The organism is Paenibacillus typhae (genome assembly GCF_900099765.1).
GTDB lineage: Bacteria > Bacillota > Bacilli > Paenibacillales > Paenibacillaceae > Paenibacillus_AQ > Paenibacillus_AQ typhae.
Genome location: NZ_FNDX01000047.1, coordinates 1 through 13,089, shown reverse-complemented (window position 1 = coordinate 13,089; position 13,089 = coordinate 1). Strand labels below are relative to the sequence as shown.

The window sequence follows — 13,089 nt, the reverse complement described above, 5'->3', positions numbered from 1 at the left end:
TTTTTTTCGTTCGTCTTACTGATATTTTATACTTCATTTTATGTAGCGGTAACTTGGTTTATTGACTATTTTTACCCGTTTCCCGACATTCCCAAACGGTCACTGTTTTTTCCTTCGCCGCTCACGCAATCAGGCCCCGTTCATCCGGAACATATCATGATCCGGATAAACGGGGCCTCTTCAATTAATAGTGGCTGTCGTGTAAATGCATACCGGATCAGCCTGCGCTCTGCTTAAGCCCGGTCCGGCGGACGATCAGCAGATGCAGCCCGGCCAGCAGCACCATTACACCGGCGCTTGCCAGGAAGGGGGCGCTGTGGCTGACAGAATCCCACAGCCTGCCTGACAGCACGGGGCCGGCAACCATCCCCGAGCCCTGAAGGGTCAGGAACAGGCCCCATACGGTGCCGCGTTCCCCAGCCGGCACCTGCTTGGCCACAAAGGCATTCCAGGCCGGCAGAATCAGCGCATAGCTGATGCCGACAAGCGCCACAGCGACAAAAGCCAGCGGCAGCCAGCGTACCTGTGAGAAAAAGGCCAGTGAAGCGGCCGCAAGCAGAAAGCCGATGTTCAGGAACACGGTCGTTCCGATCCGGTCGACCAGCTTGCCGGCCGGAATGAGCGTAAGCACCGTAATGCCGCCTCCGGCAATCAGCAGCAGGCTGAACTGGTTCGGAGTCACATGCAGCTCACTGCGGGCGAAGAGCGTTACTACAGGCGTCATCAGGCCGATCGCAAAAGCCTGCAGGAACAGCGCCGGGAACAGCAGCCTGCTAACCTTCAGCGAGGTTCTGACCTGCAGCAGCGTACGCTTCAGGCTCTTCAGCGGCTGGAATGGCCGCCGGCCTGCTGCCCCGGCCTCACCGTCCATGCTGCGCACCACACGCGGCGCATGGCCGGCAATTCTCGATGGCAGCAGCAGCGCGACCGCGGCAACAGCGGCGGCACAGCCCATAAGGACAAGGAATACTGTCCTGTAGCTCTGTCCCCCGTGATCCATCATAAAATTGACGACGATGGGCCCGATGCCCGTTCCAGCCAGTGAAGCCATCTCGACCGCACCCATGGCCGCGCCGCTGCTGCCGCTCTCTGTAGAGCCGGCAAGCTCGGTTATGCCGGTCATGGTACACGGCCAGAGCGGGGAAGTGCCGATGCCGAGAATCAGGCAGGCAACCGAGAGCGCTGCCGCATTCTTGGCATAGATAATCATGCCCACTGCAAGCACAATCAGCAGCAGCGATCCTGTCATCGTCCAGCGGTATCCGATCCGCTCCATGACCCAGCCGAATGGGCTGCGGAACAGATTATCCCCCAGATACTGCAGCGCGAAGGAGAAGCCAACCACCGTAACCGACAGGCCGAGAATATTCTCCATGTACACCGGGAGCAGGGCAACGAGCAGGGAGCCTTTTACAAATTCGACCAGAAAAATGATTACCCACATTTCCAGAATAAACGGCGAAGCCAAATTAATATGCACACGGCCTGCAACTTTGCCAGTCATTTTATCACATCCTAGTATTATGGTGATTGATTTGTTATACTGGTGCTTGCGTTAAAAAAAAATAAATTTTGGCGAAAGGTTGTGACAGCATTAAATGAATCAACACGATACTCCCCTCTTCACCGCTCTCAAAAAGCATGCCGCCGGAAACCCTGTTCAATTTCATATTCCCGGGCATAAGAAGGGGCAAGGAACGGATGCCGAATTCCGTGAGTTTATCGGCGATAACGCGCTATCCATAGATTTGATCAACATCGCACCGCTTGATGATCTTCATCAGCCCACGGGCGTGATCCTGGAAGCTCAGAAGCTGGCTGCGCAGGCTTTCGGCGCCGACTACACTTATTTTAGCGTACAAGGCACGAGCAATGCCATCATGACTATGATCCTCTCTGTCTGCTCGGAAGGAGACAAAATAATAGTGCCCCGCAACATTCACAAATCCGTGATGTCGGCCATTATTTTCTCCGGAGCCAAGCCGGTCTTTATCTCACCTGTTCAGGATGAGAATCTTGGGATAGACCACGGTATAACCACCAGCTCGCTGGAAAAGGCATTAAAGCGTCATCCTGACGCCAAAGGCGTTCTGGTCATCAATCCCACCTACTTCGGCGTAGTTGCCGACCTGCGTTCGATCGTGGACCTGGCTCACAGCTACGGAGTACCTGTACTGGTGGACGAGGCGCATGGAGTATTGATTCATTTTCATGAAGATCTGCCGGTATCGGCCATGCAGGCCGGTGCGGATATGGCAGCAACCAGCGTTCACAAGCTGGGCGGCTCCATGACGCAGAGCTCGGTACTGAATCTTAACGCGAAGACCGGCCTGGTCAATCCGCAGCGGGTTCAGACGATCATCAGCATGCTGACAACAACGTCCACTTCCTATATTCTGCTGGCGTCCCTGGATACCTCCAGACGCAATCTGGCCCTTAACGGCCATGAAATGGCTGAGCGGACGATCGCGCTGTCCAATTACGCGCGGGAAGCCATTAATAATATCGACGGCTTGTACAGCTTCGGCAAGGAGATTCTCGGAACAGAAGCTACCTTTAATCTCGATCCGACCAAGCTGAACATCCATGTCCGTCACCTTGGCATTACCGGCTACGAGACAGAGAACTGGCTCCGTCAGAAGTACAACATCGAAGTTGAACTCAGCGACATGTATAATATTCTTTGCCTGATTACCCCCGGAGATACCCGGGAAACCGTAGATAAGCTGATTTCCGCGCTGCGTGTGCTCTCCGCCGTACACTACAGCAAGGGCGAAATTTACGAGCTGAAGGTACAGGTGCCGGAAATCCCGCAGCTTGCGCTGATTCCGCGCGACGCTTTCTATGCAGATACACAGCTGGTTCCGTTCCGCGAATCCGCCGGCTACATCATCGCTGAATTCATATACGTCTATCCGCCGGGAATTCCAATTTTGCTGCCTGGTGAAGTTATTACCCAGGACAACATCGATTATATCATCGACCATGTCGAAATCGGCCTCCCGGTCAAAGGACCGGAAGACCGCAGCATCAACTTTGTCAAAGTTATTGTAGAAGCTGACCCGATCTCCTGACGGGCAGCTTCCAAGGCAAACAAAACCCCGATACTGTCCAGTATCGGGGTTTTGTGCAAGGAGCGCTGCTGCCTGTCCGGCAGGCATGCCCTCAGCTGCACTGAAATCTATTCTTGCTGGGCAAGCAGCTCGTTGTAAGCTTCTTCAACAGCTTTCCATTCAGCTTCATCTTCAATGTTGTAAAGAACCATTTCTTCGTTCTCTTCTTCCATACGCAGAATGATACCGTCTGCTTCAGGGTTTTCGCGTTCCAGCAGCAGCGCGTACAACTTCTCGCCTACGTCGAACGTTTCCACCAGCACCATTTCTACATCTTCGCCCTGCTCGTTCGTCAAGGTCAGCACAAACTCCTCGTGCTCATGGTCGTGATCATGTCCGCAACCGCATGCTTCACCATGTTCATGGCCATGCTCATGTTTGTGATCGCTCATTGAAATACCTCACTTTAATTGAATTATCCTGCTAAGGTATCGTAACACGTATGGCAAGTTCAGGTCAATTTGCGTATGGCCCAAAAACCCTAATCCAGCGCCGTAATTACCTTCTCTGCCACAAGAACGTAATCGGAGCCTTTGGAAGCCTTGATATAGAAGCCCACACGGTACTTTCCGGAATCCTTGAAGTCATAGGTGAACTCTGAAGTCGGGAACCAGAAATCCTCCTTCTTCGAGCCGCCGAGCTCCTGGGACTGAATATCTTTCACGTTGCCCGAAGGGTCGGTAATCGCGACCTTTACAGCCGCAATATCATCAGTCAGGCTGTCCACCTGAGTCAGCACCTTGATCTTGAGCTTGCCCACATTGACATTGCCAAATACCTTATCACCGTTGAACAATACGATCTGCACATTCGGCTTGAGGATCGTCACCTTGCCTGAGCCGTCCCAGCTGACGACACCTCCGGCCTCCCTGGCCGGAATGTAGGCCTTCCCGTCAATCAGATATCCCCCGTCGGCCATCTCCTTTCCATTACTCCAGACTCTAAGCTTTTGATTTACAGAATCCGCGAACAATAATGAGCCTCCCATCAGGGAAAACACAGCCACGCACAGAGCAATTTTTTTCCATCTCATCCTTGAGACCCTCCAAATAATTCATGCTGTTAATATATACTACATATACAGCTACAAGTTGCGGAGGAAACAGGTAATAATTTCATTATCCCGGTTAAAATAATACTATATTTAGATAATGCCATTTCTGCCCCGGCAGCACTATAATCATTGGAGGAACTCAGTATGACCGTACAGCTGCAAATGCTCGGCACCGGTGATGCCCATGCCACAAACTACTATAATAATAACGGGCTGCTGCTCAGCCCGGGTTATAACCTGATGATTGACTGCGGGACGACGGCACCGCTGGCCCTGGAAGCAGCCGGACGTTCGTTCCGTGAGGTCGATGCCGTTTTGATTACCCATACCCATAGTGATCATGCCGGCGGTCTTCCTGAGCTCGCCAGGCTCACGCATGCTGGCTCCGGCCGGAAAATGACACTGCTTGCAGCCGGTCCGCTACTAGAGTCTCTCCGGGAGAGCTACCGGAAAAGCCTCACTGGGAAATCCGCTTCCCCCCGCTCATTGGATGAAGCGTTTGAAGTAACGCCGCTGGAGCCCGCCACCCCCCATACCCTTTCAGCCGAGGTAACGCTGGAGCTGATCAGCACACCGCATATCCGCGGGAAAGACAGCTATTCCCTGCTGCTCAACGGGGATATTTTTTACAGTGCCGATATGATCTTTCAGCCGGAATTCCTCCTGAAGCTCGTCCGCAGGCAGGGTGTCCGCAAAATCTTTCATGAATGCCAGCTGACAGGTCCGGCTACCATTCATACCGCATTAAGCGACCTGCTGACTTTGCCTCAGGATGTACGCAGCTTGATCAGTCTGATGCACTACAGCGACCAGAAGCCGGAGTTCGAGGGCAAAACGGCCGAGATGATCTTTATGGAGCAGCATGTGGTATACCCGTTGTAAGCACTAACGGTCTTTCGGTTCCGGCAGAGCAATATTCTCCCCCCGGATCTTCAGCACTACCCAGTACACTGCCGGAATCAGCTGCATACAGATGGCATAGGTTGGCCAGTATACCGTCATGAAGTGAAGCAGCTCAGCTGTATTGTTGACAAAATGGACGGAATACCCCACCACGATTGCCGACACCGAGAAAGCGAGGGGCTTATAGTCATGCAGCGCAAGCAGCCGGGCCAGACTGATTACTGCAGCATAGATTAACAGACTGATTTTTAGAATCACTGCAGGGATATAGAGGATGGTCAGAAACGGGTCCAGCGTCTCGATGAAATCGGCAATGCGCATGCTTCTTACATATTCCATTACCGGATAGGTCATTTTACCGCCCAGCTCCGGTCCGAAGGCAAGCAGGCTTGGAACCAGATAAGACATGATTAAGATCATGGAGAAGACCAGCCCCCACACCACCATCCGGCTGATTTTCATCCGATGCTTCAGATGAGGAAAGATAAACAGAACCACAAATGCATCGCCGAACCAGGGGGTCGCCTGCAGCATCCCCGCCGCTGTGCGGTTCAATTCAAAATTCGTCACAAATGCCCGGAGCATCGGAATATGCAGCTCAATGCCAAGCAGAAGCGGTGTAAGGACTATTAGCAGAAACAGGTTTACAAAAAAGATCGCTTCCGCAATTCTCGCAATCGCCTGTATCCCCGCACGCACAGTCAGCGCAACAGCTGTTCCCAGTATTATGGCAATTACAGCCTGCGGCGTCGTAGGCAAATGATTAACCAACAGGAAGTCTTCGATATTTCTCATACTCATGGATGCCCGGTGGAGCAGGTATCCGGCAAGGAGCAGCATCAGCGGGATATGTACCCATTTACCGACAATATATTTGCCAAACACGGCAAAATACTCCCGCTCATTCTTCCGCGCAACAGCCGTACCAATCAGGATAATGATCAGTCCCATAACACCCCCGAGCAGCACGGACAGCACTGTGTTATAGGAGGCCGTTTTGAAAATCGGGGAAATCAGAAAGGCGGCATTCTCTGAATAAAGGTAAATCGTCAGCAGCATTATGAACTGCGAGGCGGATACATGCTTCACACAAGACTCTCCTTACCAACGTTTATTTCCCCAGGACGGCTTCGATAATCAGATTGGGATTCAGCGCTTCAGGCAGAAGGGCTGCGGCCAGGTTATACACCAGGGCAAGCAGCATCACTCCATATACTATGATATAGGTGCGCAGCTTTCTTTTTTTAACTTTAAGGTATACACCCTCAAATAGGACGATCATCAGAAACAGCAATAAGATTGCAGCCATGCACATCCCTCCCGCTATTATTTCTGGGCGCCCAGCAGACGGATTACGGCTTTTGACTCTATATCCAGCCTGGCCCGCTCCTTGTATACGCTGCTCCAATCCTCCCTTACCTTCTTCCATTCTGCCGGATAATTCCAGGCAATATGCGCTCCAAGCTGAAAAGCATCGCTGCCTGCTTCGCGGGAAGCATTAAAAGCCTGGCGGATTCTCGACTCTATTTCTTCGCCCAGCATGCTCTCAAGCTCCCGCAGCGTATCCGGATCAGACAAAGCCAGTGATGAATCGGAGGAATCGATAACACTCTCAACACTGAGCTTCAGAGAATACAGAAATTTGCCGTCCTGAAGCTTAAGGCTTAACTTTGACTTAGCCCCGGTCACTAACAGGCTGATCTTTCCCCTGTCTGTAGGAGATGGAAAGGTTATGACAGCATCCTTGATATTGCCCCGCAGCCACATAGCCCCTCTGGTCTTTTGTACATCCATAGTGCCGATCATACGGTTATCCTGGAACAGGGCAGAACCGAGCACCCTGATCTGATTGCCCTGTGTCTTGTCCGGATTAGGGCTCAGATAAGCAAGGATCATACCTCTTCCGTATTCACGGGCAATCATGAAATGCTTCACACTGCCGACCACAATTTTTTTGCGGGCGACCAGCTCACGGAAAATTTCACTCGGGAACTTTTCAATCTGGGTAGGAAACATGGAAATCTCCTCCGCTTTTCCTTTAGCCACCAGAATGTAGGTTTTAAGCGGAATCGAAGATTTACGGTTTACGAAATCCAACAGCGGCTCCAATCCGGTGCGGGCATACTCCTCCCCCAACACAATGATTTTTACCTGTCCCCAAAAAATTTCACGCGAGATATTGGTCTGGATATTACGGTAAGCATCTGAAATATTCCGACCTTCCCCTTTAACGGTGGCATAAGGCATTGACGAGCCCGGCGACTCTCCTCCTGCCCCGGAGGCGATTTGATTCGGCTTGGCATAGCCCAATGTAAGCTGTACCTTGCCTTCCTCAAGCTCATCTACGAACATGGCCACTACCAGCAGCCGGTCATTGATCTCGATTCTTGACCAGCAGCCGGTGAGCACAAGTGACTGCATAACTAAGAGCAGGAGCATAGGGAGTATTCTTTTGTATACCGGAAAGCCGCTCAATCCTGTTCATCCCCATTGTCATATAATTGGCTCTTCAGCCTTCTTGTCGGGTCAATTCCGTAAACGGAAGGACGGTTCTTCATAAGCTTCCATGGCGCACGGATAATGGTATCCTTGATATCCTTCCATTTAAACGGTGCAACCGGAGCCAGATACGGCACCCCGAAGGAGGATAATACAACCAGGTGGAGCAGAACCAGGTACATCCCGATTGACAATCCAAGCAGACCGAAGCTACCCGAAAGGATCATGATCGGAAAGCGGATCAGCCGCAGCGTCAGCCCCAGGCTGTAACTCGGTACAATAAAGGACGAAATCCCTGTCAGCGATACGATAATAACCATCGGCGAGGAGACGATACCTGCACGGACTGCCGCCTCCCCGATCACAAGCGTCCCCAGAATAGAGACGGCCTGCCCGATTGCCGAAGGGATCCGGATGCTGGCTTCCCTTAGCCCCTCAAAGACAATCTCCATAATAAACGCTTCGAAAAGTGCAGGGAATGGAACCGGCTCGCGCGCCGCAGCAATACTGAACAGCAGACTTGCAGGAATCATCTCCGGGTGATAAGTGGTTAGCGCAATATAAAAGGAGGGCGCCAGCAGGGAAACAAACATGAAAACCACCCTGACCCAGCGGATCCAGGTGGAGGCATAGGAACGCTGGTAATAGTCTTCAGGTGACTGGAAAAAGACAGGAAAGGTAACCGGTGCTATCAGCGCCATCGGTGTTCCGTCGGTCAGGATAAGAATCCTTCCTTCCAGCAGGGCAGCAGCAGCCGTATCCGGCCGCTCTGTATTCTGGATCTGCGGGAACGGGGAGAAGGGGTGATCCTCAATGAATTCCTCCAGATAGCTGCTCTCCAGTACACCGTCAATTTCAATTTTGGACAGCCGGTGCTGAACCTCCTCCACAAGCTCCGGCCTGCAGATGCCCTCCATATAAATGACAAGCACTTCCGTACGGGTATGCTTCCCGATATAGCTGCTCTTAATCTTAAGCTCCGGGCTCCTGATACGGCGGCGCAGCATCGTAACATTGGTGCGGACTTCCTCTACAAAAGCTTCACGGGAACCGCGGATCACCACCTCATTCTGCGCTTCCGTTATACTGCGTTTCTCAAATTTGGCGTAGGGATAACCGATCATCCGCGGTTCACCGGCTATAATCAGAACCGCAGCGCCGTCCAGTACATATTGCAGCGCCTCCCCGCACTGCTCGGTAACATTGCAGGAGGTAATCAGCAGACGGCCGAAATCAACAGTCTGCCCCTTAGCCGGACTATCCATTTCCCCTGCTCCTACAATAGGGTTGATCAAATCCTCCTGCAGCAGCTCCAGATCAACAATCCCGCCCAGAAATACCAGGGCGTACTGCTGCCCGCCAGCCCCCGTGAAGGCTCTGAACACTGCATCGACACAGTTGTCCAGGCGCTCCTGGAACCAGGCAAGCCGCTGCTCAAGCGAAGCTCCGGGTTCAGAGCGGTCAGCCTGGGCTGTTGCCGGGGACCTGCCGGTGGTCGATTTAGATTTACGGAATAACGAGAACATCTGCAGCCTCCCCCGGCAGTTTTAATAACCACATTATCCGCCATTTCCCATTGAACTATACGACAAACAGCCCATCAAAGAGCGGCTTTAACACTTCGGGTGATACTCAGGTACTTGGCGGGGATTCCAAAAAAAAAAGACCGGACACTCGCTTGTCAGAGCGCATGTCCAGTCTTCCTATCCTTTGATGTCTTTAAAATTGCGGCAGCTGATCCAGATTATTCGTAGGATCCCCGTCCGCATCGCCGCGGATATACATTTCGCCGTCTTTCCCTTTGAACACGTTCACTCCGGCAATACTACCGGCCTGAACCTCCTGCAGCGCCTGCTGATAATCGAGTACACGTCCAGAGGAAGTCTGAAACTTCAGCAGATCGCCGTCACCATTTCTCTGCGCCGCTACAAAACGTTCGCGTTCATTGTTGATCACTGCGGATTCTCTCCTTCGCATTTTGGATTCGCCCTATGTCACACAGGTAGATTTCCCTCCGCTGCAAAGAAGTATGTATCATCAGCCTCTAGAGCTTTTTCTGCATTCTGACATGCAGAATGCCTGCATCATAGAACGGCTCGTCCGAGATGACCTCGTATCCCTGCTTGGCGTAGAAATCTTCCGCCTGGCACTGCGCGTCCAGCACCGAGAACACAAGGCCCAGCTCCCTGGCGCGCTCTTCAAGCGCCATCAGCAGGACACGGCCGTACCCCTTGCTCCGGTATTCCTTATGGACAGCGATCCGCTGCATCTTGGCAGAGCCCGCTTTATAGTAAATCAGTCTGCCTGCGGCTACCGGAACGCCGTCTTCCACAACCAGCAGATGATGCACCTGATCGCCGATTACATCGTATTCATCGATCTCCTCTTCCGCAGGAACCTGCTGCTCCTCCACGAATACCTTTTTGCGGATGTCCAGCCCCATCTGAAGCTGTTCCTCTGTTGTTACATGTACGATTTCCGCTGCCATATCCTCTGCCTCTCCTCCCTATGTCAAACGACAGTTGAATTATTATACAGAATTTTTGAATATCTGTATAGGGAAAATGCGGTCCGCCAAAAGCCGGTTTATACGCACGTTCAATCAGCGGAGTACACCTCAGCAGGAATGGAACGGTCATACACATCCCGCATCACCGGCGACACCGTCCGATCCAGGGGATCCAGGTTGCCGCCCAGTTCCGTCATACTGTGTATCGGGGCGGTCTTCGGTGCCTGATATACAGCCGTACAACCGGTAAGCACCAGCAGCAGAGCAGTACAGAGGCCTGTAATAAAAGTCTTACTGTCTTTTCGCATATGATTCTATCCTCCTAATCAGATCTGCTGTTTCCAGCTTTGACGTTTAGGAGGGATATTAAACTTACACTTGACTTCAGCTGCAGCGGCTGTTTGCCTGCGAATACATGACCCTGGAAGGCCAGAAATTCTCCACCAGCCGGAACTGGGCGGTCTGGGTTCCCGATATACTCAGCCGGTATCAGCCGGATTCTCTCCGCTATTTTCTCATAGCAAACGGCCCCGAGAAGCGGGACACTGATTTTTCCTGGCGGGAATTTATCCACAGCCATAACAGCGAGCTGCTCGGAGCCTTCGGCAATTTCGTCAACCGGACCCTAGCTTTCATTAATAAGGCGTTCGACGGCCGGGTGCCCCAGGGAGAAGCAAATCCGCTATGGAGCGATACGATTAATAAATCGTATTCAAAGGCCGGAAAGCTTATTGAAGCTGGCCGGTTCAAGGACGCGCTGAGCCCTGGGCAACCTTAAGGGAAAATCCCGCAGCCTGCAGCCATACCCTGTACAACAGGGTGCAGATTATTGCCAACCTGGCCAACCTGTTAAATCCTTTTATTCCTTTTTCCTGCGGCCGGATCCGCTCCTTCCTCTCTCTTGAGCAGCCCTGCTGGCACAGCATTTCCGTACCTGCGGACAGACCCTTCAGGACCTGACCCTGCTGTTTGAACGGATTGATCTGCAGCGGATCGAGGAAGAGACCGAGCGGCTTCAGGCGCAAATTACCGGGGCAGGTTAGATGTGCAAAATACACATTCGGGCATAGCGCTGAGACCCATTCATCTACCAACCGGGGCACTGTCCGGGTGAACCTTTATTCAGCTCCGGTCCTGCCCGGCTGCATCTCCAGCAAAAACCGTTTCACTTCAGCCACAAGCGCAGGTACAATATGCGGGTATGTTACTTCTTCCGGAATTTCTGTAAAGCTTTTAATTTCAGCCATTTCATATTGCGGGATCTGCCCGAAGCTTTGGACATCCGCCAGATAGAGCTTACCGAAGCTCTCGGGCATTCCCTGACGAGCTACAGAATACACACAGACCGGAGTCAAGGAGAACTCCTCTGCACCGGTCTCTTCATACAGTTCCCTGCCCGCAGCAGCATCCGCCGGTTCATTGGGCTCAATATGCCCGCCGGCAAACTCCCACGTAGTGCGTTCACGGTGCCTGGCCATAATCCACCTGCCATCCTGCCTTGCTGCAATCACTACATACTTCAGTACAGATTCATCCATACCTGTCTTATGTATCGTAACTTTCACCGGCCGCCCACCTTTGTCATCTTCATGGTCTTAAACGGCTTCCATTATATAACAGACGCTTTTTAGCTGTCGCGCTCTTTTCTCATAACGAGATTAGAATATTGCTTTTACCCGAATCAGGGTATTCCGCTACATCCAGTCCGTTATTGGTACGCAAATCAAAATTCCTGCACAGAACCTCCGTATGATTATACAGCTGGTGCGCCCCTTCCGGCCCTGTCTCAAAAAACACAATATCCCCCGCGCCAGCTCATGGATTCCCGATGCTTAATTTACATTCAGAAAATAATTGTTGCCATCAGTTAACAGCCTGTGTTATTATAAATTTCGTTGCAGGACGGTAGCTCAGCGGGAGAGCACTATCTTGACAGGGTAGGGGTCATGGGTTCGAACCCCATCCGTCCTATATGTATAATCTCTAGAAAACCCCTTATATAATAAGGGGTTTTTCTTTGTCATGCCCCTTAACCATCTCAACATAGTTTGATCCTCAAATTTGCTCCTTATTTAAGCTTTTTCTCATGTCATTCCTCCGTCTATCTAGTATTTTCTTTTTTAGGTTCATCTCGCAACAGGTTTCGTGCTGGGATTCCTATCGCTGATGCGTTGTCAGGTACATCCTTGACAACTACTGACATAGCGCCGATATTCGCATCGTTACCAATCAAGATAGGACCGAGTATCTTAGCTCCCACTCCAATAAAGGCTCTGTCTCCAATTACTGGCTCACCTAAGCTATTTCTGCCGCCGATAGTTACTTGATGAAAGATGGTAGCATGACTGCCGATAACTGCTTTGTGACTAATAACGATACCATTTAAACCATGCGGCAAATGAAGATAATCACCGATCTTAGCCTGTGCATGTAATTCTCCATTAGATAGGATTCGAACAAAAGCTAAGTCCATCATTTTATAGAGTCCCCATAGCGTTTTTTTTACAATCTTATTCTTAACCTGATAGTGTACCCAGTTTCCAAAGCGATAAGTAAACAAGACCATAAGCGTTTGTGGATTTTTGCGATTCGCTTTTAAATCTGATTTAAATGACTTAATCATTTGTCATCCTCCTTTTTTGTCAGTCATCCTCTCAAGCCCCCTAATCGAATTGGAGTCCTCAAGATGCATAAGGTACACTAATAGAGAAGGGGATGAGGAACATGAAGAGCAATAAGTTGTACGACGAACAACGGATCAAAGTTGCCCAAGAAGCGATTAATGGAACAAAGATATCTTTCCTTGCCCGTAAGTATTCAGTTTCTCCGAGCACGATTGCGAACTGGGTGAAGTTCTACAAAGAACGATTCGGTGAGCAGGCAACACCCTCTGTTAGCGAACGTATCGAAGATGCAAAACGTGTTCAGGAGTTAGAGGACAAGATGGACACTGCGATTAAACTCCTAGGCGAAAAAGATCTAGAGATCGAGCTTCTGCGTGAACTGCTAAA

General features: G+C 51.2%; 15 protein-coding genes, 1 tRNA gene and 1 pseudogene. 5 read left to right on the top strand and 12 right to left on the bottom strand.

All coding sequences use genetic code 11. From position 1 onward, the window contains the following. Positions 1–217 precede the first annotated feature (217 nt). Positions 218–1,504, bottom strand: coding sequence for an MFS transporter (locus BLR64_RS25130; RefSeq protein WP_090718831.1), 1,287 nt, complete (start codon positions 1,502–1,504; stop codon positions 218–220). 94 nt (positions 1,505–1,598) lie between these two features. Between BLR64_RS25130 and BLR64_RS25125 the strand changes: the two genes are divergently transcribed. Beyond that, a complete protein-coding gene (locus BLR64_RS25125; RefSeq protein WP_090718829.1) occupies positions 1,599–3,074 on the top strand; it encodes an aminotransferase class I/II-fold pyridoxal phosphate-dependent enzyme in 1,476 nt (491 codons plus the stop codon). 107 nt (positions 3,075–3,181) lie between these two features. On the opposite strand, the gene BLR64_RS25120 is transcribed toward BLR64_RS25125, so the two are convergent. Both BLR64_RS25120 and BLR64_RS25115 read right to left on the bottom strand, forming a co-directional pair. Beyond that, positions 3,182–3,505, bottom strand: coding sequence for a DUF1292 domain-containing protein (locus tag BLR64_RS25120; RefSeq protein ID WP_039872519.1), 324 nt, complete (start codon positions 3,503–3,505; stop codon positions 3,182–3,184). 89 nt (positions 3,506–3,594) lie between these two features. Next, positions 3,595–4,146, bottom strand: a complete 552-nt coding sequence (locus tag BLR64_RS25115; protein WP_068723560.1) for a copper amine oxidase — start codon at positions 4,144–4,146, stop codon at positions 3,595–3,597. Between the two features lie 165 nt (positions 4,147–4,311). Between BLR64_RS25115 and BLR64_RS25110 the strand changes: the two genes are divergently transcribed. After that, on the top strand, positions 4,312–5,049 hold the full coding sequence (locus BLR64_RS25110; RefSeq protein ID WP_090718827.1) for an MBL fold metallo-hydrolase: 738 nt from the start codon (positions 4,312–4,314) through the stop codon (positions 5,047–5,049). Between the two features lie 3 nt (positions 5,050–5,052). On the opposite strand, the gene BLR64_RS25105 is transcribed toward BLR64_RS25110, so the two are convergent. From BLR64_RS25105 to BLR64_RS25075, 7 genes are all read right to left on the bottom strand, one after another. Further along, positions 5,053–6,159, bottom strand: a complete 1,107-nt coding sequence (locus tag BLR64_RS25105; protein WP_090718825.1) for a GerAB/ArcD/ProY family transporter — start codon at positions 6,157–6,159, stop codon at positions 5,053–5,055. Between the two features lie 22 nt (positions 6,160–6,181). Continuing rightward, positions 6,182–6,379 carry a hypothetical protein gene (locus tag BLR64_RS25100; RefSeq protein WP_090718823.1) on the bottom strand — a complete coding sequence of 66 codons (198 nt, stop codon included), beginning with the start codon at positions 6,377–6,379 and terminating at the stop codon, positions 6,182–6,184. A 17-nt stretch (positions 6,380–6,396) separates the two neighbouring features. Beyond that, positions 6,397–7,545: a Ger(x)C family spore germination protein gene (locus BLR64_RS25095; protein ID WP_090718822.1), complete on the bottom strand. Its 1,149-nt coding sequence runs from the start codon at positions 7,543–7,545 to the stop codon at positions 6,397–6,399. Further along, a complete protein-coding gene (locus BLR64_RS25090; RefSeq protein ID WP_090718820.1) occupies positions 7,542–9,095 on the bottom strand; it encodes a spore germination protein in 1,554 nt (517 codons plus the stop codon). Before BLR64_RS25090 ends, BLR64_RS25095 begins: the two co-directional genes overlap by 4 nt. Positions 9,096–9,288: 193 nt before the next feature. Further along, positions 9,289–9,525 (bottom strand): DUF3892 domain-containing protein, encoded by a 237-nt coding sequence (locus tag BLR64_RS25085; RefSeq protein ID WP_068723548.1) that lies wholly within the window; start codon positions 9,523–9,525, stop codon positions 9,289–9,291. A gap of 88 nt (positions 9,526–9,613) precedes the next feature. Continuing rightward, the gene (locus BLR64_RS25080) at positions 9,614–10,057 is read right to left on the bottom strand and encodes a GNAT family N-acetyltransferase (RefSeq protein WP_090718818.1); all 444 of its coding nucleotides are present in this window, start codon (positions 10,055–10,057) and stop codon (positions 9,614–9,616) included. Between the two features lie 110 nt (positions 10,058–10,167). Continuing rightward, positions 10,168–10,386, bottom strand: coding sequence for a hypothetical protein (locus BLR64_RS25075; RefSeq protein ID WP_090718816.1), 219 nt, complete (start codon positions 10,384–10,386; stop codon positions 10,168–10,170). A 101-nt stretch (positions 10,387–10,487) separates the two neighbouring features. Here BLR64_RS25075 and BLR64_RS31290 point away from each other — a divergent pair. Continuing rightward, positions 10,488–11,121 (top strand): annotated as a pseudogene (locus tag BLR64_RS31290) (class I tRNA ligase family protein); the annotation flags it as partial. A gap of 75 nt (positions 11,122–11,196) precedes the next feature. Here BLR64_RS31290 and BLR64_RS25065 read toward each other — a convergent pair. Further along, on the bottom strand, positions 11,197–11,643 hold the full coding sequence (locus BLR64_RS25065) for an NUDIX hydrolase (protein ID WP_090718814.1): 447 nt from the start codon (positions 11,641–11,643) through the stop codon (positions 11,197–11,199). A gap of 334 nt (positions 11,644–11,977) precedes the next feature. Here BLR64_RS25065 and BLR64_RS25060 point away from each other — a divergent pair. Beyond that, positions 11,978–12,049: transfer RNA gene (locus tag BLR64_RS25060), tRNA-Val, on the top strand. Positions 12,050–12,179: 130 nt separating this feature from the next. Here the strand turns inward: BLR64_RS25060 and BLR64_RS25055 are convergent. After that, positions 12,180–12,701 (bottom strand): serine O-acetyltransferase, encoded by a 522-nt coding sequence (locus BLR64_RS25055; protein ID WP_090718812.1) that lies wholly within the window; start codon positions 12,699–12,701, stop codon positions 12,180–12,182. 101 nt (positions 12,702–12,802) lie between these two features. Here BLR64_RS25055 and BLR64_RS25050 point away from each other — a divergent pair. Continuing rightward, positions 12,803–13,089: transposase (locus BLR64_RS25050; RefSeq protein WP_167360780.1), on the top strand; the 287-nt coding region annotated here is incomplete at its 3' end.

Bases quoted from the DNA above. Each gene is read 5' to 3' on its own strand.
- BLR64_RS25120 (WP_039872519.1), bottom strand. From the start codon at position 3,505: ATGAGCGATCACAAACATGAGCATGGCCATGAACATGGTGAAGCATGC.
- BLR64_RS25080 (WP_090718818.1), bottom strand. From the start codon at position 10,057: ATGGCAGCGGAAATCGTACATGTAACAACAGAGGAACAGCTTCAGATG.
- BLR64_RS25100 (WP_090718823.1), bottom strand. From the start codon at position 6,379: ATGGCTGCAATCTTATTGCTGTTTCTGATGATCGTCCTATTTGAGGGT.
- BLR64_RS25125 (WP_090718829.1), top strand. From the start codon at position 1,599: ATGAATCAACACGATACTCCCCTCTTCACCGCTCTCAAAAAGCATGCC.
- BLR64_RS25130 (WP_090718831.1), bottom strand. From the start codon at position 1,504: ATGACTGGCAAAGTTGCAGGCCGTGTGCATATTAATTTGGCTTCGCCG.
- BLR64_RS25115 (WP_068723560.1), bottom strand. From the start codon at position 4,146: ATGAGATGGAAAAAAATTGCTCTGTGCGTGGCTGTGTTTTCCCTGATG.
- BLR64_RS25055 (WP_090718812.1), bottom strand. From the start codon at position 12,701: ATGATTAAGTCATTTAAATCAGATTTAAAAGCGAATCGCAAAAATCCA.
- BLR64_RS25075 (WP_090718816.1), bottom strand. From the start codon at position 10,386: ATGCGAAAAGACAGTAAGACTTTTATTACAGGCCTCTGTACTGCTCTG.
- BLR64_RS25110 (WP_090718827.1), top strand. From the start codon at position 4,312: ATGACCGTACAGCTGCAAATGCTCGGCACCGGTGATGCCCATGCCACA.
- BLR64_RS25090 (WP_090718820.1), bottom strand. From the start codon at position 9,095: ATGTTCTCGTTATTCCGTAAATCTAAATCGACCACCGGCAGGTCCCCG.